We start from the raw sequence: 23,728 nt of genomic DNA, 5'->3' as shown, positions 1-23,728 counted from the left end.
CTCGGCCACTCCCTCGGAGGACGACCATGCCCAGCAACGAAACCCAGACCAAGGCCCAGCGCCGCGAGGCCGCGCGCGCGGAGGCGCTCGCGCTGCGCGAGGCGCAGGCCAAGCGCGACAAGCGCAACCGCCTCATCACGATCGGAGCGCTCGTCGCGGGCGTCCTCGTCCTCGTCGGCGTGTTCCTCGCCGTGTGGATCCCGGCCATGAACGACCGGAACAAGACGATCGACGCCGTCGCGGCGGGCAACCTCGCCGACGTCACGAGCCCCGCCACGAGCGACGCCGAGGACGGCGGCATCCCGATCGGTGCGGACGGCGCCGCCGGGACGCAGAACGAGGGTGCCGTCGAGGTCGGGGTCTACCTCGACTACATGTGCCCCATCTGCGGCCAGTTCGAGGAGACGAACGGCGCGACGCTCGACCAGCTCCGCGAGTCCGGTGACGTGACCGTCGTGCTGCACCCGATCTCGATCCTCGACCGCGTCGCGCAGTCGCAGCAGTTCTCGACGCGTTCCGCCGCCGCGGCGGCCTGGGTCGCCGACCGCGCGCCCGAGTCGATGAACGACTTCAACACCGCGATGTTCCAGAACCAGCCCCAGGAGGGCAGCGAGACCCTGACCGACGCCCAGATCGCCGACATCGCGGAGCAGGCGGGCGTGCCCGCCGACGTCGCCGCCGGCATCGAGGACGGGACGGCCGTCGAGACGTTCGGCGACTGGGTCGCGACGGCGTCGAGCCTGGTGAACCAGGACACGTCGCTGCACGGCGAGCGCGGGTTCGGCACGCCGACGATCACGATCAACGGCGAGCGGTGGGAAGGCAACTGGAGCGACCCGAACGCGCTGCCCGAGGCCGTCACCGCAGCCCAGGGCTGACCGGCACGTCGTCGGTGTCCTGACCCGCACCGCCCGTGCCGCTACCGGCACGGGCCGCCGGCCGGGGCGCGCCGGGCGAGCAGGTAGTCTGTTCGCTCGCCCGGCAGCCCCGGGAACGCCGCCTTAGCTCAGCCGGTAGAGCACTCGCCTTGTAAGCGAACGGTCGTCGGTTCGAATCCGACAGGCGGCTCCACCACGACGCCCCCGGCTCCAGGGAGCCGGGGGCGTCGTCGTGTCCGCGCGCTGCGCGAGGTCGGCGGCCGCTGCCCGGACCGGTGGTCGCACGCGCCGATCTCGGCAGGTGCTGCCGAGGTCGCCCGCGCTCAGCGGTCGGCGAGCGGGACGGGCAGGAGCTCCGGCGCCTTGGGGAGCCGCCCGTCGCCCGACGACGTCCCGCGCAGCCGCCGCTGCGCCCACGGCACGACGTGCGTGCGCACCCACTGCGCGTTCTGCCGGGCGCGGTCGAGAGCCGGCGCGGGCGGGAGGGGAGCCAGCGGGTCGTCCCACGCGGCGTCGTCGGGCGCCTGGCCGAGCGCGACGAGCGCCGCCTGGGCGACCCGCGCGTGCCCCGCGGGCGTCAGGTGGATGCGGTCCTCCGACCACACGCGCCAGTCCTGGAGCGCGCGCATGCCCCACAGGTCCAGCACGTACGCGCCCTGCCGACGCGCGATCGACCAGATGTGGGCGTTGTACACGCCGACACGGGGGCGCGTGAGGCCGACGAGCGGCGACTGCGAGGCGTCGAAGCCGGTCGCCATGAGCACGTCGATCCCCGCGCCGCGCAGGCGCGAGACCGCGTGCTCGAGGTTGCGCGCGAGGCGGTCGACGTCGGCGTTCGGCCGCAGGATGTCGTTGCCGCCGCCGATGACGCTCACGAGGTCCGGCCGGAGCTCGAGCGCCGCCGGCACCTGCTCCGTGAGGATCGGGCGCAGCTTGCGCCCGCGGATGGCGAGGTTCGCGTACCGCAGCGGGTCCTCGCCGGCGGCGACGCGGCGGGTCGCGAGGTGCTGGGCGAGAAGGTCGGCCCACCCGCGCTGGTGGTCCTCCTCGCCGGGGTACGGGTCCCACAGCCCTTCGGTGAACGAGTCGCCGATCGCGACGTAGCTCGTCCAGCGCGGAGCGGGGTCGTCGGGTCGGCGTGCGTCGGCGGTGTCACCGGCCAGGGGTGTGGTCGTCGGGTTCTGCGTCGTCACCCGCCCCATTGTGCTCCTGCAGGGCGGTGCGCCGTCGACTCGGCGGAGACGGGGGGGCGGGGTGGGCAGAGATCAGGTGGTGGGGAGGGTCCAGTCGACGGGGGCGGCGCCCTGGGCGACGAGGAGCTCGTTGACGCGCGAGAACGGGCGCGACCCGAAGAACCCGCGGCGCGCGGAGAGCGGGCTCGGGTGGGCGCTCGCGACGACGGGGGTGTCGCCGAGCATCGGGCGCAAGGTCGCGGCGTCGCGACCCCAGAGGATCGCGACGAGCGGGGCGTCGCGCGCGACGAGCGCCCGGATCGCCGCCTCGGTGACGGCCTCCCAGCCCTGGCCGCGGTGAGACCCGGGCTCGCCCGGACGGACCGTGAGCACGCGGTTGAGGAGCATGACGCCCTGGTCGCTCCACGCGGACAGGTCGCCGTTCGCGGGGGTCGGGGCGCCGACGTCGTCCGCGAGCTCGGCGAAGATGTTCTGGAGCGAGCGGGGCACGGGGCGCACGTGCGGCTGCACGGAGAACGACAGCCCCATCGGGTGCCCGGGCGTCGGGTACGGGTCCTGCCCGACGACGAGCACCCGCACCTCGGCCAGGGGGCGCGAGAACGCGTTGAGGATGGCCGACGGCGCGGGGAGGTACTCCCGTCCGGCCGCCACCTCGGCGCGCAGGAAGTCGCCGAGCGCGTGCAGCCGCTGCTCGACGGGCGCGAGGGCCTCGGCCCAGTCGGGCGCCATGATGCTCGCGAGGGCCGGGCGGGGGTCGGCCGTCGAGGCGGTCGCGACCGGGTCGACGGCGACGGGCTGGGCGGGTGCGCTCTCCACGGCTCCGAGCCTAACCGGCGTCCTCGGCGCGTCCGCAGCGTGCGGCGAGGACGAATGACACGGGTGTGGTTCGTGCGTAGGCTGAGAGGCGGCCGCGCGCGGGAGTGCGCAGGTCCGGTGACGAGAGAGTGCAGGGAGGGAACGATGAGCGAGGCGGCGTACGTGCTCGACGGACCCGACGCGGTCGGCGACCCGACCACCTCGGAGGCGCCGGCGTCGAGCCTGAGCGAGCGGGACCAGGAGATCCTGGCGTTCGAGCGGCAGTGGTGGAAGTACTCGGGCGCCAAGGAGCAGGCGGTGCGCGAGCTGTTCGACATGTCCGCGACGCGCTACTACCAGGTGCTCAACGCGCTCATCGACTCCCCGGCCGCGCTCGCGCACGACCCCATGCTCGTCAAGCGGCTGCGGCGGATGCGCTCCACCCGGCAGCGGGCGCGCACGGCGCGCCGGCTCGAGGGTCTCTGACCCGGGACGACGGGCCGCGCGTGAAGTCCGGGCGAACAGGGCGTTTAGCCGAGAGCCCCGACCGGGCTACCCTGTCGCCGTGACGAAGAGCCGCTACCCGTACGCGCCCGACGAGTTCGACGCGCCCGCGCCGCAGGGTGCGCCCGTGGGGGTGCACCGCACGCCGCGCAGCGGGTGGAGCAAGACGTGGCCGTTCCTGCTCGTCGCCGTCGTCTTCGCCGGCCTCGCGTACGGGGGCGTCGCGCTGCTGTCCGACAACGGTGCCACGGACGACCCGCCGCAGGCGCAGTCCACGGAGCCGCCGCCCGCGGAGACCGAGGAGCCGCCCGCGGCGGAGGAGCCGCCCGCGACCGAGGAGCCCCCGGCCACGGAGGAGCCGCCCGCGACCGAGGAGACGCCCGAGACCCCGGACCTGGCGACGCTCATGGCGGCGGCCGACCCGAGCGCGTTCGTCCGTGTGCTGAACGACGGCGGTCCGGAGGGCGAGTCGCGCGTCGGCAAGGATGCGCTGGTGTCGCAGGGGTTCACGAACGTCGAGTTCGCGCCCTATCCGGACGGAGGCTCCGGCCAGGACGTCAACACGGTCTGGTACGTGCCGAACCGCAGCGACACCGCCGCTGCCGTCGCCGCGACGCTCGGCATCCCGGCCGAGAACGTCCGGGAGGAGCCGTCGCTGCGCGGAGGCGATGTCGTCGTCGTCGTGAAGTCCGAGCTCGCACCCGTCGGCTGACCTACCCTGTCGGGTCCGGCTGTGGTGCCGCGACCCGAGCTCTGCACCCGCGTGACCTGCTCGTTCGGCCCGGAGTCCGACGAGCGCCACCTGCCGTTCGACCTTCCGTGCACGCCGCCTGCGGGCTAGGCTCGGGCTACCACGGGGCGGCGGTCGCCTCGCGGGCGACGATGCACGAGGAGACGTACATGGCTCAGGGGACCGTGAAGTGGTTCAACGCCGAGAAGGGCTACGGGTTCATCACGCCCGCAGCGGGTGGGCAGGACCTCTTCGTGCACTTCAGCGCGATCCAGACGGACGGCTACCGCACGCTCGACGAGGGCCAGGAGGTCGAGTTCGAGCTCGGCCAGGGCAGCAAGGGCCCGCAGGCCGAGCAGGTGCGGCCGCTCTGAGCCCGGCTCCGAGGGTCGCGTGACGGAGGATCTCGACGCCGTCGTCGTCGGTTCGGGCCCCAACGGCCTGGCCGCCGCCGTGACCCTCGCACGCGCCGGTCTCTCCGTGCGCGTGCTGGAGGCGCAGCCGACGTCGGGCGGCGGGGCCCGCACGCTCGACCTCGGCCTGGCCGACGGCGTCGTGCACGACGTGTGCTCGGCGGTGCACCCGATGGCGTGGGCCTCGCCGTTCTTCGAGGCGTTCGACCTCGGCGCGCGCGGCGTGGAGCTGCTCGCGCCGGAGGTCTCGTACGCCCACCCCCTCGACGGGGGTCGCGCGGGCGTGGCCTATCACGACCTCGAGCGCACGGTCGAACGGCTCGGGGTCGACGGCGCCGCCTGGCGCGCCCTGCTCGGCCCGCTCTCCGAGGGGTGGCGCGACGTCGTCGCGGTCGCCCTCGGCGACAAGCGCTCGGTGCCGGGACGCGTGCTCACGCCGAGCGGCGCCGGTGTGACGGCCCGGTTCGGCGCGGCGGTGCTCGAGCAGGGGAGCCCCGCGTGGACGCGGCGCTTCCGCACCGACGAGGCCGGCGCGCTCCTCACGGGCGTCGCCGCGCACGCGATCTCCCGCCTCCCGTCGCTCGCCGCGGCCGGGACCGCGGTGCTGCTGGCGTCGCTCGGCCACGCGCCGGGCGGCTGGCCGCTGCCGCGCGGCGGCTCCGGCGCGATCGTCGCCGCGCTCGAGGACGACCTGCGCGCCCACGGGGGCGGCGTCGTCACGGGCCATCGGGTCGGCTCGCGCGCCGACCTCCCGCGGGCTCGCGCCTACGTGTTCGACACGACGCCGCGCGTCGTCGCCGACGTGTTCGCGGACCGGCTCCCGCCGCGTGCGGAGGACGCGCTGCGCCGGTTCCGGCACGGCGACGCCGCCGCGAAGGTCGACCTCGTGCTCTCCGGGCCCGTGCCCTGGGCCGACCCGGAGGTGGGGCGCGCGGGGACCGTGCACCTCGGCGGGACGCGCGCCGAGATGGCGCGCAGCGAGGCCGACGTCGCCGCCGGTCGCCACGCCGCCCGGCCCGTGGTGCTGGTGAGCGACCCGACCGTCGTCGACCCCGGGCGCGGGGCGGGCGGGCTGCGCCCGCTGTGGACCTACGCGCACGTGCCCGCGGGGTCGACGCGCGACGTGACGGAGGACGTCGTCGCGCAGGTCGAGCGGTTCGCGCCGGGCTTCCGGGACGTCGTCGTGGCGTCGCGCTGCGTGCCCGCGGCGGAGATGGCGGCGCACGACGAGAGCTACGTGGGTGGCGACATCGCGGGCGGTGCCGTGAGCATGTGGCAGATGGTCGCGCGGCCCACGCCCCGGTTCGACCCCTACGCCGTCGGGCTGGAGGGCGTCTACCTGTGCTCGGCGTCCACGCCGCCCGGGCCGGGCGTGCACGGCCTCGGGGGCTGGTACGCCGCGCAACGGGTGCTGCGACGCGAGTTCGACGTGCGCGACGTGCCCGAGCTGGGGCCCGTCGCGGCGAGCGGCGCGACCACCCGGTAGCCCCGGCGCGCCGGCCGCGGCGGACCGGGAGAGCCCAGGAGGGCCGTCAGCCCGCGCCGCCCGGCGTGCCGTGGGTGTCGAGCTCCACGAGCGCGAGCACGACGAGCGCGGAGCTCCACGACAGCGGCGCGACGGCGGCGGGGGAGCCGTCGGCGAGCACCTTCTCGGGGATGGCCCCGGACGCGGTGCGGTGGTCGTCGACCCAGCGGAGCCAGTCCTCGGCGTCGGCGCGGTCCTCGGGGTCGGACGACGACGCCGCCGCCAGCGCGTACAGCGTGGTCTGGGGCGTCCACGAGATGCCGTCGGCCCGCCAGCCCGCGCCCGGCGCGAGCCCGCCCGCCGGGCGCAGCATCTCGCGCACGGACGCGCGCCAGGCCTCGTCCGCCCCGGCGAGCGGCTCCGGCTGGAACGGCGGCAGCACGAACGCGGTCGAGGCGTCGCGCGCGCCGCCCGTGACGTGGCGCGGGTAGCCCTGGGACCCGAACGAGCGCTCGACCGCCATGCGCAGACGGGCGGCGGCGAGGGTCGCCTCGTGCGCGCGCCCCGTCTCGCCCGCGGCCGCGTACACGTCCGCCGCGGCCTCCAGGCCGGCGAGCAGCGGTCCGGCGGTCCCGAGCGTGAGGGACGTGGGCTCGACCTCCCAGTAGTCGCTCGACGGCGGCGGCAGCGGGTCCTCGCCGTCGACGAGCTCGAGCGCGTGGTCCGTCGCGGCGTCGACCAGCGGGCGCAGCTCGGCGACCACCTCGGGGCGGTCCGCAGCGGGCATCTCCTCCAGCACGACGTCGGTGGCCCACAGGACCCAGCCGACGCCGTCGGACTGGATGCCCCGGTCGTCCGGGACCCCCGACCCGTCGGGGAGGTAGCGCGCGTGGAACGAGCCGTCGTCCTCCTGGACCCGGGCGAGGAAGCCGAGGACGGCGCGCGCGTCGTCGACGTGGCCGGTGCGTGCGAACGCCGCCGCGGTGAACGACGCGTCGCGCGGCCACACGTAGCGCCACTTGGGCGACGGCGCGGCGAGGGCGGCGCCGTCGTCGAGCGTGAGGGCGCGCAGGTCGAGCAGGGCCGCCTCGCCGAGCGCGGCGAACGGCCCGCCCGCACCCGGTACGACGCCGGACGCGAGCCAGGCCCGCGACGCGGCGGCGGTCTGGTGGGCGAGACCGGGATCGACGAGCGCCGTCGCGTCGAGGCGCGCCCCGGCCACCTGCGCGAGCCGGTCCGCCTCGCCGTCCGCGGGGTCGACGCCCGCGGCGAGCGCGCCGGGGTCGAGCGACGTCGGGTCGAGCACGCGGCTGCCCTCGAGGTACGTCGCGCCGACGCCGGGCGCGAGGCGCAGCACCGCGGGGCCGCCGTCGGGTCCGGTCGTCACCGCGACGCCGTCCTGGTAGAGGTCGATGTGCTCGCCCGCGGGCGCCGCGACCGCGGTCGCGGCGGTCAGGCCGAGGGCAGGGACCAGCACGAAGCCGGCCAGGGCTGCGAGGGGGCGCCACGACGGTGTTGCGCGGATCACACCGCGCATCCTAGAGCGAGCCGCGCGGTGCGCGGTTTCGCCCCTCGCGATACGCGGCGGCATGGCGCACCGCTGTCTTGCACTCGCACCGTGCGAGTGCCAATAATGGCGTTAGCACTCTCGTCACGAGAGTGACAGAAGTGACCAGCGCAGGCAGCCGCTCAGGCGGCTGCGGCGCAACCCACCAGGTCGACAGGTGAGGCCCGCCCTGGCGGCGTGACATGAACGCCGCCGTCGTGGGTCGTCCGTCGCGGGCGCCGGCCGACCGCCATACGCCACCAGCGGAGGATCATTCCCCATGGCCAAGATCATCGCCTTCGACGAGGAGGCTCGTCGGAGCATGGAGCGCGGGCTCAACGCCCTCGCCGACACCGTCAAGGTCACCCTCGGCCCCAAGGGCCGCAACGTCGTGCTCGACAAGAAGTGGGGCGCGCCGACCATCACGAACGACGGCGTCTCCATCGCCAAGGAGATCGAGCTCGAGGACCCGTACGAGAAGATCGGTGCGGAGCTCGTCAAGGAGGTCGCCAAGAAGACCGACGACGTCGCGGGTGACGGCACGACCACCGCGACCGTGCTCGCCCAGGCGCTCGTGCGCGAGGGCCTGCGTGTCGTCGCGGCCGGCGCCAACCCGATCGCCGTCAAGCGCGGCATCGAGAAGGCCGTCGACGCGGTGACGGAGCAGCTGCTCAACGCCGCGAAGGACATCGAGACCAAGGAGGAGATCGCCGCCACGGCCGCCATCTCCGCCGGCGACCCCGCGATCGGCGAGCTCATCGCCGAGGCCCTCGACAAGGTGGGCAAGGAGGGCGTCATCACGGTCGAGGAGTCGAACACGTTCGGCCTCGAGCTCGAGCTCACCGAGGGCATGCGCTTCGACAAGGGCTTCCTCGCGCGCTACTTCGAGACGGACCCCGAGCGCCAGGAGGCCGTGCTCGAGGACCCGTACGTCCTCATCGTCGAGTCCAAGATCTCGAACGTGAAGGACCTGCTCCCGGTCCTCGACCAGGTCATGAAGGCCGGCCGCTCGCTCCTCATCATCGCCGAGGACGTCGAGGGCGAGGCGCTCGCGACCCTGGTGCTCAACAAGATCCGTGGCACGTTCAAGTCCGTCGCCGTCAAGGCCCCGGGCTTCGGCGACCGCCGCAAGGCCATGCTCCAGGACATCGCGATCCTCACCGGCGGCCAGGTCATCACCGAGACGGTGGGCCTCAAGCTCGAGAACGCGACGCTGGACCTGCTCGGCCAGGCGCGCAAGGTCGTCGTCACGAAGGACGAGACCACGATCGTCGAGGGCGCGGGCGACGCCGACCTGATCCAGGGTCGCGTCAACCAGATCCGTGGCGAGATCGAGAAGTCGGACTCCGACTACGACCGCGAGAAGCTCCAGGAGCGCCTCGCGAAGCTCGCCGGCGGCGTGGCCGTCATCAAGGCGGGTGCCGCGACGGAGGTCGAGCTCAAGGAGCGCAAGCACCGCATCGAGGACGCCGTCCGCAACGCGAAGGCTGCCGTCGAGGAGGGCATCGTCGCCGGTGGTGGCGTCGCGCTCATCCAGGCCGGTGCCGTCGCGTTCGAGAAGCTCGAGCTCGAGGGCGACGAGGCGACCGGTGCACAGATCGTGCGCGCCGCGATCGACGCCCCGCTCAAGCAGATCGCGGTCAACGCGGGCCTCGAGGGTGGCGTCGTGGCGGAGAAGGTGCGCAACCTCCCGTCGGGCCAGGGCCTCAACGCCGCGACCGGTGAGTACGAGGACCTCCTCGCCGCCGGCGTGAACGACCCGGTCAAGGTCACGCGCTCCGCGCTGCAGAACGCCGCCTCCATCGCGGCGCTGTTCCTCACGACCGAGGCCGTCGTGGCCGACAAGCCGGAGAAGGCCGCCCCCGCGGGCGACCCGACCGGTGGCATGGGCGGCATGGACTTCTGAGCCGACCCGCCTCCCCTCACGGGGAGTCGTAGGACACCGAAGGCCGTCGGCCGGGTTCGCCCGGCCGACGGCCTTCGTCGTGCCCTGAAGAGAGCTCCCGGGCGGGGCCTACCGCGCCGTGAACAGGCGCGCGGCCTGCGACTCGGCGTCGGCGTAGGTCTGCGCGGCGGCGCCGAGCGCGGCCGTGATGTCGTCGAGCGCGACCTCGACCTGGGTCTGCGTCGTCTGCCACTGCGCCATGACGCCCGTGAACGACGTCGCCGCCCCACCACGCCACGACGTCTGCAGGTCCGTGAGGTGCCGCATCATGGCGCCGACCTCCGCACGGATCGCCGTGACCGACCCGTGCACCGCGGCGCTCGCCTGCGCGACGCGCGCGCTGTCCACCTCGTACCGGCTCATCCGAACCTCCGTCGTCCCTCGGCCCGCGGGCCGTCCCTCGCCCCGGTGAGCACCGGGGCGTGGCGACGACGGTAGGCGGACCTCCCCGGGTCCGGAGGGGCGGCGGTCAGGCCTGTGGACGGCGGTTCAGGCGCCGGAGGCTGGGGACGCCGTCGACGCCTCCGCGAGCTTGGCCTGCTCCTTGCGCAGGCGCTGGAGCTCCGCGTCGAGGTTCTGCCGCGCGGCCTCCTCCCAGGCCGCGCCGAGCGGGCTCGAGAAGAGCGTGCGCCGGTCGAGCAGCTTCGTGAGGATCGCGATGCGGGCGCGCACGTAGTCGGGCTTGGGGATGTGCGCGTACTCGTCGCGCACGTCCTTGAGGTACTCCTTGTAGCGCTGCGGCTCGGCCGCGAGCATCGCGAGGTCGGCGTCGCACAGGACCGCGCAGTCGAAGTCGGAGGCGTCCGGGGCGTGGCGGACGAGCGCGTTGACGAGGTGCGCGACGCGCCGCACCGCGGGCTCGGGGACGCCGAGCCGCGTGAGCTCGGCGACGGCGAGCGCGGCGCTCGCGGTCTCGTCCTCGCCGCCCTTGTTGGCGTAGGTCGCGCGGCCCTTCGCGTCGAAGATGGCGCCGTGGTACCAGGCCGCGAGCCGGACGAGGTCGGGGTCGTGCGTCTCCTGCGAGAGCTCGTCGACCCGGCCCAGGACGTCGGCCAGGTGGCGCAGGTTGTGGAAGTGGCGTCCCGGCTGGTCCCAGCGGTCGAGGAGCCCCTGCCCGACGGCGCGGATCTCGTCGTCCGGGGCGGTCGCCCCGGCGCCCCGGGCGCTGCGGACGAACGAGGAGAGGAACCACTGCGGTGCGTCGGCGCTGTTGACGCCCATGAACTTCAGCCTTCTTCGACGGAGACGAGCAGGACGGAGGTCGTCGTCGCCGGGCGTGCTGCCCGGCGCGGAGGCCCCCGCGTCGCCGCGCGGCCTCGTCTTCAGCCTAGGTCTCGCGGGACGACCCGCCATCGTAGCCCCAGCCGGCGGCGCGTCGGGACGCCCCGGCGGGCTCCCACGCGACGTCGCGGACGGTCGTCGACGAACCCGCAGGTCGGGCGGGGTGCGGGCCGTCAGGAGCCGAGCGGGAGGTCCACGCGGACGGTGAGCCCGCCGCCCGGCGTCTCACGGACCGACACGCGGCCGCGGTGCGCCCCGACGATCGCGGCGACGATCGCCAGACCGAGCCCGGACCCGCCGGACGAGCGGTTGCGCGACGTGTCCGCCCGGTAGAACCGCTCGAACAGACGGCCCCGTTGGGTCGTCGGGACGCCCGGGCCGTGGTCGCGGACCTCGAGCACCGCGACGTCGCGCGCGGCGTCGCCGGCCGGGGCGCCGCTCCCGCCCGCGCCGTCGCCCGACGGCGCGTCGTCGGACCGGGGCGCAGGCGCCGCACCGAGCGCGATCTCCACCGGCGTGCCCGACGGCGTGTGGCGCGCGACGTTCCCGACGAGGTTGGCGAGCACCTGCCGCAGCCGGTCCTCGTCGCCCACGACGCGCAGCGCCGCCGGAGCGTCCGCACCCGGCGCGAGCCCGACGACCCGCACGTCGCGCGCGGGGTCGAGCGCGTGCAGGTCCTGTGCGGAGTCCCGCGCGAGGGAGACGAGGTCGACCGGCTCGTGGCGCAGCGGCCGGCCCTCGTCGAGCCGCGCGAGGGCGAGCAGGTCGTTGACGAGCGTGCCCATGCGGGTCGCCGAGTCCTCGATGCGGCCCATCGTGTCGTCGACCTTGTCCGGGGTGTCGAGCGCGCCCATCCGGTACAGCTCGCCGTAGCCGCTGATCGTCGCGAGCGGAGTGCGCAGCTCGTGGCTCGCGTCCGAGACGAAGCGCCGCATCCGTTCCTCGGACGCCTCCTGGACGGCGAACGCCTCCTCGATCTGGGTGAGCATCGCGTTGAGCGACGCCGCGAGCGAGCCGACCTCCGTCGTCGGCGGCGCGGGGCGCACGCGACGCGACAGGTCGCCCGCGGCGATGTCGGCGGCGGTCTCCTCGATCTCTCGCAGCGGGCGCAGCGCGCGGTGGACCGCGAGGTAGGCGACCGCACCCCCGACGAGCGCGATGCCGAGCGCCGACAGCGCGAGCGCCCGGCCGAGCACCTCGACCGTCTCGTGGATGCCCGTGAGCGGCAGGGCGACGAAGACGGTCCCGGCCTGCTGGCCGTCCACGAAGAGGAACCTCCCGACCACGCGCCACTGCGCCGGGTCGGACCCTCCGACGGACCGCACCGTGAAGGGCTCGCCCGCGAGGCGCTCGATCTCCTGGTCGGACAGCGCCGGGATGTCCGGCTTCCCGTACCGCGACACGGTCTCGCCCCAGCCGATGCCTCTCTCGGCACCCGACGACTCCCGCAGCAGCACGAAGTACTCGCTGGGGATCTGGCTCGCGGTCTCGGGGTTGCTGAGCAGCGAGGAGCGGGCGACGGTCGTCGCCGACCCCTGGAGGTCCTGGTCGACCTGCTCGACGAGGTAGCTCGACACGACCGTCGTCGTCACGACCGAGGCCAGCCCGAGCCCCGCCGCGAGCAGGAGCACGGTGATCGCGACGAGGCGCGCGCGCAGCGGCACGCGCGCGAACCAGCCCCACCCCTCGGTGGGGACGGGCCGGCCGAAGGGGCGCTCCGCCGTCGGGCCGTCGGGGACGGGTGCGGACGTCGCGCGCTCGCCCGACGGAGCGCGGCCGGGCTGCGAGGCCGCCCCGGGGGGCGGGGGAGGGGGCGGGACCGGCGGGGACCCGGCCGCCGTGCGGTCGGGGCCGGCCGTCATGACGCCGCGGGCGGCTGGCGCAGCAGGTAGCCGACGCCGCGCTTGGTGTGGATGAGCGGCGGGAGGGTCACGGGCTCGCCGTCCGGGCCGGGCACGGTGAGGTTGTCGATCTTGCGGCGCAGGTAGGAGATGTACGACTCGACGATGTTCGCGTCGCCGCCCCAGTCGTACTGCCACACGTGGTCGAGGATCTGCGCCTTGGACAGCACGCGGCCCGCGTTGAGCATGAGGTAGCGCAGCAGCTTGAACTCGGTGGGGGACAGGTCGATGTCGACGCCGGCGCGGCGGACCTCGTGCGAGTCCTCGTCCATCTCGAGGTCGGCGAAGCGCAGGACCGCGTCGTCGACCGGCTCGGCGTGCGTGCGGCGCAGCACGGCCCGGATGCGCGCCACGACCTCCTCCAGGCTGAAGGGCTTCGTCACGTAGTCGTCGCCGCCCACGGTGAGCCCCGTGACCTTGTCGCGCGTGTCGTCCTTCGCGGTGAGGAAGACGACGGGCGTGTGCTGGCCCTTCTCGCGCAGGCGGCGGGTCACGGTGAACCCGTCCATGTCGGGGAGCATCACGTCGAGCACGACGAGGTCGGGCTCGACGTCGCGCACGAGCCGCAGGGCGCTCTGCCCGTCCGCGGCGGCGTGCACCTCGAACCCGGCGAAGCGCAGGGACGTGGCCAGCAGCTCGCGGATGTTCGGCTCGTCGTCGACGACGACGAGGCGTGCCTCGGGGGTGGTGCTCATACGTCCAGTGTGCTCCCGCGGTCTGGGAGACGCCTGGGAACGTGCTCGACCCCGGCGGCACCGGGCGCGACGCCGGCGCCCGGCCGGGCGCCCGTGGGTGGTCCGGGGCAGGATGGCCGCCGTGCGGATCACGGTGGACCAGAGGCGGCGTCGGCTCGTCGCGCAGCAGCTCGCGCTCGCCGCGGACCTGCCCGGCAGACCGGCGGCCCGGAGCCCGGAGGACGTCGTCGACCGGCTGCTCGCGCTGCACGCGACCGACGCCCCGAGCGTCTACCTGTCGGTGCTCGCGCGGGTCCCCGGCCTCGTGCTCGACGACGTCCGGGACGCCGTCTTCCGGCGGCGCTCGCTCGTCAAGGTGCTCGCCATGCGACGCACGATGTTCGTCGTACGCCGCGAGACGGTGCCCGTCGTGCACGCGGCGGCGGCCCTCGCCGTCGCGCGACGGCTGCGCACGCGCCTGCTCAAGGAGCTCGCGACCCTGCCCACGGACCCGCCCGTCGACGACGCCGCGACCTTCCTCGCCGCGGTCGAGGCCCAGGTGCACGCGGCGCTCGCCGAGCACGGCCCGCTCGACGGCGCGAGCCTGTCGCGGGCCGCGCCGCTGCTGCGGACGGCGTTCCTGCCCACGACCACCAAGACGTGGGACGTGCGCCGCACGATGACCTCCCAGCTCCTCGCGCTGCTGTCGGCCGAGGGCGCGGTGGTGCGGGGCGAGCCGCGGGGCACGTGGTCGTCCAACCGGCACGTCTGGTCGCCCGTCGACGACTGGTTCCCCGGCGGCATCCCCGTGCTCGACGAGGCCGCGGCGCGCACCGCGCTGGCGCGGGCCTGGCTCGACGTGTTCGGGCCCGCGACGGTCGAGGACCTCGTGTGGTGGACCGGCTGGAACCGCCGCGACACGCTCGCGGCGCTCGCGGGTCTCGACGTCGTCGAAGTGGAGGTCGAGGTCGGTGCGGCGGGCGGCGAGGACGCCCGCCCCGGCATCATGCTGCGGGGCACGGACCTGCCCGGCCCGGACGAGGTGCCGATCGAGGGCCGCGTCGCGCTCCTGCCGTCGCTCGACCCGACGACGATGGGCTGGACCGCGCGCGACTGGTACCTCGGGGCGCACAAGGCCGCCGTCTTCGACACGATCGGCAACGCGGGCGCGACCGTCTGGTGGGAGGGCCGGATCGTCGGGGCCTGGGTCGTGCGGCCGGGCGGCGAGCCCGCGTGGCGGCTCCTCGACGACGTCGGCGCCGACGGCGAGCGGGCCGTCGCGGCCGAGGCCGAGCGGATCGCCGGGCTCCTCGGCGGCGACGGCGTGACGGCGTCGTTCCCGACGCCGCTGTACCGCGAGCTCCACGCGTGAGCGACGGAGCCCGCGGTACGGGCGGTCAGAGGTAGCGCATCGGGTCGAACTCGTCGAGCGGGATGATCCGCACGCGCGGCAGCACGGCCGTGAACGCGCCCGCGTGGTCCTCGAGGTCGAAGATCTCGAGACCGCGGCCCGTGAGCTCGGTGAGGCGCACGTTGACGAACTCGCGGAACGCGAGGACGCCCACGCGGCGGTCCTTGTCGTCGAGCAGCGTCTCGACCTGGGGCAGGAAGTCGCCGTCGTGGCTCGCGAGGAGGACGTCGCCGGGCTGGCCGGCGATCGCGTCCAGCATGCGCTGGATACCGATGTCGACGACCTTCTCGTTGCTCGACCCCGACAGCGGGATCGGGCGGTAGCCCATCGCGAGCAGGGCCTGCACGAACGACATCGGCATCTGGCCCGACGACGCGTTGAGGAAGAACAGGGGCGTGACGTCCTGGCCCCAGGCCTGGCGCGCGAAGTCGACGATGCGGTCCCAGCGCGGCCGCTCCTCCGGGGCGGGGCGGTGGCCGAGGACGTTCATGCCGAGCGTCGCGTCGATGTTCTCGCCGTCGACGACGAGGTAGGTGCGGCGCGGCGTCGTCAGCGCTCGGCCGTCGGAGGTCTGGAGGTCGGACATGCCGGTCAGCCTATCCGCGCGCGACCCGCCGCGCTCCGTCCCGGTGCGCCCGCCGCACTGTCCACGACGTGGGTGTTTGCGTCCTCCCACCCCCGAGTGGGTACCGTCAGGGTTCGTGACCACGCACGACACCGACGCCACGACCGCGACCGGGACCGTCCGGCTCACGGTCGTCGAGAACTCCCCGGACGTCACGCTCGACGCCTTCGCCGACCTCCTCGACGCGGAGCTCCGCGTCGTCCGCGCGCACGAGGGCGAGCCCGTCCCCGTCGCGGACCGGCTCGACGAGCTCGGCGACGGCCTCGTCGTCCTCGGGGGCCACGTGTCCGCGTACGACGACGCGCGCGCCCCGTGGCTGCCCGCCCTGCGCGAGACCCTCGTCGCCGCCGCGACGCAGGGCGTCCCGACGCTCGGGATCTGCCTCGGCGCGCAGCTCCTCGCCGTCGCGGGCGGGGGACAGGTGGCGGTCGCCGCCCCGCCCGGCCGCGAGATCGGCGCGACCCGCGTCTTCTGGCGTGCCGAGGCGGACACCGACCCGGTGCTGGCGCCGCTCGCGACCGGCGACGACCCGGTGCGCTGCGTGACGAGCATGCACGGCGACGCGATCGTCGAGCTCCCGGACGGCGCCGTCTGGCTCGCGTCGTCGAACATGTACCCCTACCAGGCGTTCCGCCTCGGGTCCGCGCTCGGCGTCCAGTTCCACCCCGAGGCGTCGCGCGCCGGCTTCGCAGCCTGGTGCGACCGGTACGACGACGTCGACACCGCGGCGGCCCTCGCCGGGTTCGACGAGCACGCCCCCGCGCTGCTCGACGGCGGGCGCCGGCTCGCGGAGTCGTTCGTCACCGCGGTCCGGGTCAGCCGACGACGCGTCCCCGCCTGACCCGGACCGAGGTCACCAGTCGGTCTAGGGGGCGTCCTGGGTGGTCGTCCCGGAACCGATCGCGGGCGTGACCTGGGTGGGCGACACCTGCGCGGCGGGGGCGGAGCCCTGCTTGAGCGCGGCGAGGCGGGCCTCGATCTCGACGGCCTCGCCCGACGTCTCGAGCTCGGCGAACTGGGCGTCGATGCTCGACGCGGCGACCTCCGCCTGGCCGAGCGCCTGCGCCTCCTCGCGGCGGACGATCTCCTCGTAGCGGGAGAGCTCGCTCGTCGGGTCGAGCACGTTGATCGAGCTGAGCGCGCCCTGCACGGTCTGCTGCGCCTGCGCGCTCTTCTGCCGCGCCACGAGCGAGTCGCGCTTCGACTTCAGCTGACCGAGCTTGTCCTTCATCATCGCGAGGCCGGACTTGAGCTTCTCGACCGACTCGCGCTGCGACGCGATGAGCGGCTCGGCCTGGCGGACCTCGCTCTCGGCGGCGATCTGCTTGCCGAGCGCGATCTTCGCGAGGTTGTCGAACTTGTCGGCGTTCGCGGCGTCGCCCTGCTGGCGGTACCGGTCGGCCTGCGCCGACGCGGCCGCGGCCTTCTGGCCCCACTCCTGGACGGCGGCGACGTCCTCGTTGTAGTCCTGCTCGGCGAGGCGCAGGTTGCCGATGGTCTGCGCGACGGCCTGCTCCGCCTCGGCGATGTTGTTCGTGTAGTCGCGCACGAGCTGGTCCAGCATCTTCTGCGGGTCCTCGGCGCTGTCCAGGAGCGCGTTGATGTTCGCGCGGGCGAGCTGCGCGATCCGTCCGAAGATGCTCTGCTTCTCCGCCATGGTCGTCCCTCTCTGGTGAGCCGTCTGGTGCTGGTCGTGTCCGTCGTGCCGTCGTCCCGTGGTGCGGGGCGTCAGGTGCCGCCCGTGCTCAGAAGCGTCCGCCGCGGCCGGAGCGTCCGCCCGACGACCGTCCGCCCGACCGTCCGCCGGAGCGTCCGCCGCCGAACCCGCCACCCCCGTAGCCGCCGCCGAAGCTGCCGCCGCCGAACCCGCCGGAGCGTCCGCCGCCGCCCCCGCCGCGGAGGATGGAGTCGAGGAGGATCCCGCCGAGGACCATGCCCCCGACGTTGCTGCCGCCACCCCCGCCGAACCCGCCACCCTGGGACGACTGCCAGCTCGACGCGTCCTGCTGCGCGCGCTGGGCCGCGGACTGCGCCTGCGCGTCGGCCTGCTGCGCGCGCTGGAGCGCGGAGACCGGGTCGGTCGGCTGGAGCGCGCGGGCCTCGCCGAGCAGGCGGATCGCCTCCGCGAGCCGGGTCCGCGCCTCCGGGCCGACGGCGCCGCGCCGCGTCTCGATGAAGTCGTTCGTCGCGCGGACCTGCGAGTCGACGCGCGCGAGGGTCTCGCGCAGCAGCGCGTTCGCGCGCGCCGCCTGCTCGGCACGCTCGCGGAACGGGGCGAGGACGGCGTCGAGCGCCGCCTCCGCGTCCGTGAGGCGACGGAGCGCGGCGAGCGGGTCGCCGCCGTCGCGCGCGGCCCCGGCCACCGCGACGGCGGCCTGCGCCTCCGCGAGCGCCGGCGCGACCGCGGGGTCCCCGGGGGCGAGCCGCCCCGCGTCCGCGATGTCGGACGTGATCGACGCGACGCCCCGGTCCAGGCGCGGACCGGACTCGGCGAGGTCGGTCCCCGCGCGGTCGACGGCGTCGAGCAGCGTCACCGCCTGCCCGACGGCGTTCTGCGCGGCCCGGGCGAGCGCGACCGCCGTCGCCCGGTCCTTGCCGGCGAGCGCCTCCCGACCGCGCGCCACCGACTCGCGCGCGCCCGCGAGGAGCGCCTGCGCCTGCTCGGGGTTCTGCGCGACGGACGCGAGCGCCGTCGACGGGTACGTGCGCCCGAGCGCCTCGAGCGTCGCGCGCGCGGGCTCGACGCGGGCGAGCACCTCGGTCGCGCGCTGGTCGGTCTCGTCGAGCACCTGCGGCGCGCGGGCCTGCAGGTCGCGCAGCTCGTCGAACGTGCGGGACTGGGCGTCGAGCGAGTCCGCGACCTCGTCGCACAGGGCGACGATGCGCGCCATCATCTGCCGCGCCTGGAGCTCCGCCTCGGGCTGGTCGTCGTCGAGCCGCTGGCGCAGCGCGAACGCCTCCGCGACCCGCTGCTTGCCCTCGGCGAGCGCGGCGGAGAACTGCTGCGTCGCCTCGATCCCGAACTGCGCCTGCGCGAAGCCGAGCTCCTGCTCGGACGTCTTCACGGCGTCGTCGATCGCCACGAGGGCCGCGCTCGCGCGGCGGTCCAGCTCGGCCGTGGGCAGCGCCGCGAGCGGGTCGCCCGCCGGCCCGACGGCGGTCGCGGCCCGGCGGCGTCGTCCCGCCGCGCGGGCGACCACCACGACCACGATCACGAGCACGCCGCCGACGAGCAGGACCCAGAACCACGACACGCCGCCCGAGCCCTGGCTCGCACCCCGTGCCACCTCGGCCGCCGCGATGGCCGCACCCGCCCAGTCGTCGGCGCGCAGCTCGTCCTCCACGGCCGACGTGATCCGGTCCAGCTCGGCGTCCGACAGCGGGACGTTGTTGTCGTACGACAGCCCGTACCGCCGGTCCTGCGTCCCGACGGCCAGCAGCAGGTCGTCGACCCCCAGCCCTGACTGGTTCGCCGTCGCGTTCGCCCAGTCGACGCCGTCCATGCCGTCGAGGTCGTCCACGTACACGACGAAGAGCTGGAGGTCCGTGTCCTGGCCCAGGCGGTCGAGCGCCGCGCGCACGTCGTCCGTGCGGTCCCCGAGGACGCCGGACGGGTCGGTGATCTCGTCCGTCACGTCCATCGGCGGGACGGCGTGCGCGAGGCCCGCCGGGGCGACGAGGGCGACGCACGTCAGCAGCCCGACGAGCGTCGAGACGACGAGGGCGAGGAACGCGCGGGCGCCGCGGCCCCCGGCCGCGCGGGGGTGCCAGGGACGATCGGCCGTGCTCACGGGCCGATCCTTTCCCAGCCGCCCAGGACCCGCAATCGGTGCCGCGGGGCCCTCGGTCACTGCACGGCGCCGGGGTCCTTCGTGTTCCTGGTCGGCCCTGGGCGTCGTTCCGTGCCGGGCGGGTGCTGCGCTCCTACGTGGCGGGGCCCCACCCGTCACTGCACGACGCCCAGGTCCTCCGCGTTCCTGGTCGGCCCTGGGCGTCGTTCCGTGCCGGGCGGGTGTCGCGCTCCTACGTCGCGGGACCCCCACCCGTCACTGCACGACGCCCAGGTCCTCCGCGTCGACGATGCGATAGGCGTACCCCTGCTCCGCCAGGAACCGCTGGCGGTGCGCCGCGAAGTCCTGGTCCACCGTGTCGCGCGCGACGACGGCGTAGAAGTGCGCGGTGCGGCCGTCGGCCTTGGGGCGCATGACGCGACCGAGGCGCTGGGCCTCCTCCTGGCGCGACCCGAACGACCCGGAGACCTGGATCGCGACGGACGCCTCGGGCAGGTCGATGGAGAAGTTCGCGACCTTCGACACGACGAGCCGCGAGATCTCGCCCGTGCGGAACGCGTCGAACAGGCGCTGGCGCTCGCGGACCGTCGTCGCGCCCCTGATGAGCGGCGCGTCGAGGTGCTGCGACAGCTCCTCGAGCTGGTCGAGGTACTGGCCGATCACGAGCACCTGGTCGTCCGGGTGCTGCGCGACGATCTGCTCCACGACCCGGTTCTTGCCGGTGGCGGTCGCGGCGAGCCGGTACTTGTCCTCGGGCTCGGCGACGGCGTACGTCATGCGGTCGGACTCGGGCAGCGTGAGGCGCACCTCGACGCAGTCGGCGGGCGCGATGTACCCCTGCGCCTCGATGTCCTTCCACGGGGCGTCGTACCGCTTGGGGCCGATGAGCGAGAACACCTCGTCCTCCCGGCCGTCCTCGCGCACGAGCGTCGCGGTGAGCCCGAGGCGGCGGCGCGCCTGCAGGTCCGCCGTCATGCGGAAGATCGGCGCGGGCAGCAGGTGCACCTCGTCGTACACGACGAGCCCCCAGTCGCGGGCGTCGAGCAGCTCGAGGTGCGTGTACACGCCCTTCCGCTTGGTCGTCAGCACCTGGTAGGTCGCGATCGTGACGGGCTTGATCTCCTTGCGCGCGCCGGAGTACTCGCCGATCTCGTCCTCGGTGAGCGTCGTGCGCCGCACGAGCTCGTCGCGCCACTGGCGCGCGCTCACCGTGTTCGTCACGAGGATGAGCGTCGTCGTCCCGGACTTCGCCATCGCGCCCGCGCCCACGATCGTCTTGCCGGCGCCGCACGGCAGCACGACGACGCCGCTCCCGCCGTGCCAGAACCCGTCCACCGCCTGCGCCTGGTACGGGCGCATCTCCCAGGGCTTCGGCTCCTCGCCCTCGGCGCGCGGCGGCGTCGTCGGGCTGAGCGCGATGGCGTGCTTCTCGCCGTCGACGTACCCCGCGAGGTCCTCGGCGGGCCAGCCGAGCTTCACGAGCACCTGCTTGAGGTGGCCGCGCTCGGACGGGTGCACGACGACGGTCGTGTCGTCGATCCGGTCGCCCACCAGCCCGGCGGTGCGCTTGGACTTGAGCACCTCGGCGAGGACGGCGCGGTCCGTCGCCTCGAGCACGAGCCCGTGCGTCGGGTGCTGCGCGAGCGTGAGCCGCCCGTACCGCGACATGGTCTCCGCGACGTCGATGAGCAGCGCGTGCGGCACCGGGTAGCGCGAGTACTCGATGAGCGTGTTGACGACCTGCTCGGCGTCGTGCCCGGCCGCGCGCGCGTTCCACAGGCCGAGCGGCGTGAGCCGGTACGTGTGGACGTGCTCGGGGGCGCGCTCGAGCTCGGCGAACGGCGCGATGGCCCGCCGCGCGTCGTCGGCACGGGGGTGGTCGACCTCGAGCAGGAGCGACTTGTCGCTCTGGACGATGAGAGGTCCGTCGGTCATGCGTTCTCCTTGCCGTGGGTGGCCGAGGGTCGTGCGGTCCGGGCGGTCGCCGGGCGGGCCGGTGGTGGTCCGGGGTCGGTCGGGTGCCGGTCCGGGGGTAGTGCCGGGCCGGGCCGGGGTCAGTCCGGGGTCACGGACGCGATGCGGTGGACCGCGACCGTGAGCTCGGCGTCGCGTGCCGGGTCCTGCGCGCGCAGCCGTCCGGCGTCGAGCGTGAGGGGCCGCACGCGGCGGCGGTCCGGCGCGCCCGTCGACCCGACGACCTCGAGCCACACCATGGCGCCGTCCGCGATCGCCTCGCGCAGCAGCCCCAACGCCGCCACCGGGTCGCTTGTTCCCTCGGGGCCGTCGTCCCCGCGTCCCGCCCTGCCCGACGGCGTCCCCCCGCCCCGGCGCGACCCGTCGCCGTCCGCGCGTACCCCTCCGGTCGCGCGGGACCGGGCCTGCTCCGCCGAGCGCGCGTCGGCGGCGCGCAGCCGGGCGACGAGGTCGGCGAACCGCTGCTCGCCACGCCCGGCCCCGTCCCGCGCCTCGTCGACGCGGGCCCCGGAGCCCGGTACGACGCCGGTCCGGGCGCGGCTCCCGCGCCGGCCCACGACCGCCCCGGCCCGTCCCCGCCGGGCCGGGCCCGCGGCGTCGGGCAGGTCGCGACGGCCCGCACGGTCCGCGACGAGCACGCGCCCGTCCGGGCCCTCCACGACCGACGGCACGCCGCGCGCCCGCAGCGCGTCCTGCAGCTCCCCGGCCGGTGCGCCGGACGCGAGCACGGTCGGCGCGAGGAGCACCAGACCGAGGCCGCGCAGCGCAGGGTCCTCCGCGATGCCCGCGAGGAGCACCGGGTCCTCGGCGCGCACGTACGACGACGCCGTCCCGACCCGCACGCGCCCGTGACGTCGCGCGGTGTCGCGCACCAGGTACTCCAGCGGCTGCGGCACGGGAGTGCGGGAGTGCGACGCGAGCTCGGCGAGCAGCTCGTCGGCCGTCGCGCCCCGGTCGAGCGCGCGCAGCACCGACTCCGGCGTGAACCGGACCGTGGTCGCGGCGCCGCGCGACTCGACGTCGGCCGCGACCTCCACGAGGCGCTCGAGCGTGCGCGACGGCCGGCCCGGCACGATGCCGGTGAGGTCGCCCTGGAGCAGGAGGTCGTCCACCTCGGGCGGGAGCACGGCCTCGAACGCGGCGCCCAGGTCCACGGGCTCCGACGGCGCGGGGTCGTCGCCCGCGACGAGCGCGCGGCCCGGGGGAGCGAGCGCGCCCGCGCCCGTCACGCCGAGCAGCGCGGCCTCGCGCAGCAGCCCCGCGACGGCCTGCTCCGGCGGCACCGCGCGCGGCGTGCGCCAGCGCAGGACCGCGACGACGTCCGCCGGGCCGAGCGGCCGGTCGGGCGCGAGGGCGAGCACGTCGAGGACCGAGCGACGCAGCCGTGGGACCCAGGGCCGCCACAGCTCGGGGTCGAGCGCGGCGCGCAGGGCGCCCCTCTCGTCACGGCTCCCGACGAGCCACGGCGTGCGGCGCGACCGCCACCACCCGCGCGCGAGCGCGGCCCACCGGTCGCCCAGGTCGTCGTCGAGCCAGTCCTCGGCCGTCGGCGTCGGGGCGAACGTGGGCGGGTCGTCGCCGTCGTCGGCCACGAGGCCCGCCGCCGCCGCGACCTCGACGACCGCGGCCGCCGTCGCGTCGTCGACCTCGAGGGCGAGGGCCGCGCGGCGCAGGTCGCGCACCCCGAGGCCCCCCGCGCGCAGGACGCCGGGCGGGTGCTCGGTCCAGTGCGTCACGAGGCGCGCGACGAGGCGCACCGCCTCCAGCCCGGCGCTCGCGGACTCCGCCTCGACCGTCGCCGCGGGGAGCTCGCGCGCGTCGGGCACGGGCGGCGCCGTGCGCACGTCGCGGTGGGTGCGCCCGCCGCGCAGCGCGAGCCCGACCTCGCGCGGCAGGACGACGTGCCGCTCGTCGGTCGCACGGAGGTACCCCCGCTCGACCAGCCAGGCCGTCGCCCGGCGCGCCGACGCGTCGGAGCGCGGGGCGACGCCCACGGGCGGCCCCCACGCCAGCGCGTCGAGGATCGCGCGCGCGCCCGGGGGTGCGTCGTCGGGCAGGACCGCGGACGGTGCCGGGGTGTCGCCGGAGACCGGGCCCAGGCCCGCGGGGTGCGGGCCGAGCACCTCCGCCGTCCCGGGCGCCGGGCGGAACCCGGCCGAGCGCGTGCCGGGCGACCACACGAGCGCGAGCTCGTCGAGGCGCGCGAGCGCCGCGGTGACCGACGCGCGGTCCACCCCCGTCGCGCGCGCGACCGCGGCCGCCGTCGCGGGCGTGCCCACCGAGTCGAGCACGAGCACCGACTCGAGCACGTGCAGCGTCAGCTCGTCGAGACCGGCGAGCGCGCGCTCGAGGCTCGTGCGGTTCATCGCGCGCGCGGCGAGCGAGAGCAGCGTCGAGGGGGAGGGCGTGGCGAGGTCGGGACGCCCCGCGAGCAGGGCGACCAGCGCGGCGTCGTCGCGCTGGCGCAGCGACTCGCTGTACGTCGGAGCCCGCTCGGGCCGGGAGGTGGCCATCCGTCCGATGTTACGCGGGTTGTGCTGACGGTTCGGTACCTCCTGTCGTTCGTCGGCACCTCGAGGTGCCGACGAGTGCTGCGAGTGCC

20 protein-coding genes and 1 tRNA gene are annotated in these 23,728 nt (G+C 75.4%); 9 read left to right on the top strand and 12 right to left on the bottom strand.

What is annotated here, in order from left to right; genetic code table 11:
* Positions 1 to 26: 26 nt before the first annotated feature.
* Both RSE42_RS15425 and RSE42_RS15420 read left to right on the top strand, forming a co-directional pair.
* Positions 27 to 878: a DsbA family protein gene (locus RSE42_RS15425; protein ID WP_415296985.1), complete on the top strand. Its 852-nt coding sequence runs from the start codon at positions 27 to 29 to the stop codon at positions 876 to 878.
* A gap of 117 nt (positions 879 to 995) precedes the next feature.
* Positions 996 to 1,071, top strand: a tRNA-Thr gene (locus RSE42_RS15420).
* A gap of 130 nt (positions 1,072 to 1,201) precedes the next feature.
* On the opposite strand, the gene RSE42_RS15415 is transcribed toward RSE42_RS15420, so the two are convergent.
* Positions 1,202 to 2,080: an SGNH/GDSL hydrolase family protein gene (locus RSE42_RS15415; protein WP_415296983.1), complete on the bottom strand. Its 879-nt coding sequence runs from the start codon at positions 2,078 to 2,080 to the stop codon at positions 1,202 to 1,204.
* Between the two features lie 63 nt (positions 2,081 to 2,143).
* Positions 2,144 to 2,800: a uracil-DNA glycosylase gene (locus RSE42_RS15410; RefSeq protein WP_415298911.1), complete on the bottom strand. Its 657-nt coding sequence runs from the start codon at positions 2,798 to 2,800 to the stop codon at positions 2,144 to 2,146.
* Between the two features lie 231 nt (positions 2,801 to 3,031).
* On the opposite strand from RSE42_RS15410, the gene RSE42_RS15405 reads away from it, so the two are divergent.
* The 4 genes from RSE42_RS15405 (at position 3,032) to RSE42_RS15390 (ending at position 5,999) form a co-directional block, all read left to right on the top strand.
* Complete coding sequence (locus tag RSE42_RS15405) at positions 3,032 to 3,352, top strand: DUF3263 domain-containing protein (RefSeq protein WP_415296981.1); 321 nt, start codon at positions 3,032 to 3,034, stop codon at positions 3,350 to 3,352.
* A 79-nt stretch (positions 3,353 to 3,431) separates the two neighbouring features.
* A complete protein-coding gene (locus tag RSE42_RS15400; protein ID WP_415296979.1) occupies positions 3,432 to 4,082 on the top strand; it encodes a LytR C-terminal domain-containing protein in 651 nt (216 codons plus the stop codon).
* A gap of 188 nt (positions 4,083 to 4,270) precedes the next feature.
* Entirely contained in the window at positions 4,271 to 4,474 is a 204-nt protein-coding gene (locus RSE42_RS15395) for a cold-shock protein (RefSeq protein ID WP_021482750.1), read from the top strand.
* Between the two features lie 19 nt (positions 4,475 to 4,493).
* The gene (locus RSE42_RS15390) at positions 4,494 to 5,999 is read left to right on the top strand and encodes a phytoene desaturase family protein (protein ID WP_415296977.1); all 1,506 of its coding nucleotides are present in this window, start codon (positions 4,494 to 4,496) and stop codon (positions 5,997 to 5,999) included.
* 46 nt (positions 6,000 to 6,045) lie between these two features.
* Here the strand turns inward: RSE42_RS15390 and RSE42_RS15385 are convergent, their stop codons facing one another.
* Entirely contained in the window at positions 6,046 to 7,515 is a 1,470-nt protein-coding gene (locus RSE42_RS15385) for a glycoside hydrolase family 15 (protein ID WP_415298909.1), read from the bottom strand.
* A gap of 289 nt (positions 7,516 to 7,804) precedes the next feature.
* Here RSE42_RS15385 and groL point away from each other — a divergent pair, with 289 nt between their 5' ends.
* The gene (gene groL, locus RSE42_RS15380; protein WP_086150961.1) at positions 7,805 to 9,430 is read left to right on the top strand and encodes a chaperonin GroEL; all 1,626 of its coding nucleotides are present in this window, start codon (positions 7,805 to 7,807) and stop codon (positions 9,428 to 9,430) included.
* 108 nt (positions 9,431 to 9,538) lie between these two features.
* Here the strand turns inward: groL and RSE42_RS15375 are convergent, their stop codons facing one another.
* The 4 genes from RSE42_RS15375 to RSE42_RS15360 form a co-directional block, all read right to left on the bottom strand.
* Positions 9,539 to 9,832, bottom strand: a complete 294-nt coding sequence (locus RSE42_RS15375) for a WXG100 family type VII secretion target (RefSeq protein ID WP_114553804.1) — start codon at positions 9,830 to 9,832, stop codon at positions 9,539 to 9,541.
* A 126-nt stretch (positions 9,833 to 9,958) separates the two neighbouring features.
* Complete coding sequence (locus RSE42_RS15370; RefSeq protein ID WP_021479889.1) at positions 9,959 to 10,690, bottom strand: hypothetical protein; 732 nt, start codon at positions 10,688 to 10,690, stop codon at positions 9,959 to 9,961.
* Between the two features lie 233 nt (positions 10,691 to 10,923).
* Entirely contained in the window at positions 10,924 to 12,612 is a 1,689-nt protein-coding gene (locus RSE42_RS15365; RefSeq protein WP_415296974.1) for a sensor histidine kinase, read from the bottom strand.
* Positions 12,609 to 13,346, bottom strand: coding sequence for a response regulator transcription factor (locus RSE42_RS15360; protein ID WP_085387381.1), 738 nt, complete (start codon positions 13,344 to 13,346; stop codon positions 12,609 to 12,611). Before RSE42_RS15360 ends, RSE42_RS15365 begins: the two co-directional genes overlap by 4 nt.
* Before the next feature lie 121 nt (positions 13,347 to 13,467).
* Between RSE42_RS15360 and RSE42_RS15355 the strand changes: the two genes are divergently transcribed.
* Entirely contained in the window at positions 13,468 to 14,697 is a 1,230-nt protein-coding gene (locus RSE42_RS15355; RefSeq protein WP_415296972.1) for a winged helix DNA-binding domain-containing protein, read from the top strand.
* A 25-nt stretch (positions 14,698 to 14,722) separates the two neighbouring features.
* Here the strand turns inward: RSE42_RS15355 and RSE42_RS15350 are convergent, their stop codons facing one another.
* Positions 14,723 to 15,322: an NYN domain-containing protein gene (locus RSE42_RS15350; protein ID WP_061268040.1), complete on the bottom strand. Its 600-nt coding sequence runs from the start codon at positions 15,320 to 15,322 to the stop codon at positions 14,723 to 14,725.
* A gap of 115 nt (positions 15,323 to 15,437) precedes the next feature.
* Here RSE42_RS15350 and RSE42_RS15345 point away from each other — a divergent pair, with 115 nt between their 5' ends.
* On the top strand, positions 15,438 to 16,202 hold the full coding sequence (locus RSE42_RS15345; RefSeq protein ID WP_415296970.1) for a type 1 glutamine amidotransferase: 765 nt from the start codon (positions 15,438 to 15,440) through the stop codon (positions 16,200 to 16,202).
* 24 nt (positions 16,203 to 16,226) lie between these two features.
* Here RSE42_RS15345 and RSE42_RS15340 read toward each other — a convergent pair whose 3' ends face one another.
* The 4 genes from RSE42_RS15340 to RSE42_RS15325 all read right to left on the bottom strand — a co-directional run bounded on the left by RSE42_RS15340 (position 16,227) and on the right by RSE42_RS15325 (position 23,639).
* Positions 16,227 to 17,018 carry a PspA/IM30 family protein gene (locus RSE42_RS15340; RefSeq protein ID WP_415296968.1) on the bottom strand — a complete coding sequence of 264 codons (792 nt, stop codon included), beginning with the start codon at positions 17,016 to 17,018 and terminating at the stop codon, positions 16,227 to 16,229.
* An 88-nt stretch (positions 17,019 to 17,106) separates the two neighbouring features.
* Positions 17,107 to 19,152, bottom strand: a complete 2,046-nt coding sequence (locus RSE42_RS15335) for a TPM domain-containing protein (RefSeq protein WP_415296966.1) — start codon at positions 19,150 to 19,152, stop codon at positions 17,107 to 17,109.
* A 255-nt stretch (positions 19,153 to 19,407) separates the two neighbouring features.
* Positions 19,408 to 21,087, bottom strand: a complete 1,680-nt coding sequence (locus tag RSE42_RS15330) for a DNA repair helicase XPB (RefSeq protein WP_415296964.1) — start codon at positions 21,085 to 21,087, stop codon at positions 19,408 to 19,410.
* Positions 21,088 to 21,206: 119 nt separating this feature from the next.
* Positions 21,207 to 23,639: a helicase-associated domain-containing protein gene (locus RSE42_RS15325; RefSeq protein ID WP_415296962.1), complete on the bottom strand. Its 2,433-nt coding sequence runs from the start codon at positions 23,637 to 23,639 to the stop codon at positions 21,207 to 21,209.
* Positions 23,640 to 23,728 lie beyond the last annotated feature (89 nt).

The sequence above is a fragment of the Cellulosimicrobium sp. SJTW-1 genome, assembly GCF_047716875.1.
Lineage (GTDB): Bacteria > Actinomycetota > Actinomycetes > Actinomycetales > Cellulomonadaceae > Cellulosimicrobium > Cellulosimicrobium funkei.
Note: the sequence above shows the minus strand (reverse complement) of the source record. Positions and strands in the feature narration are given on the sequence as shown.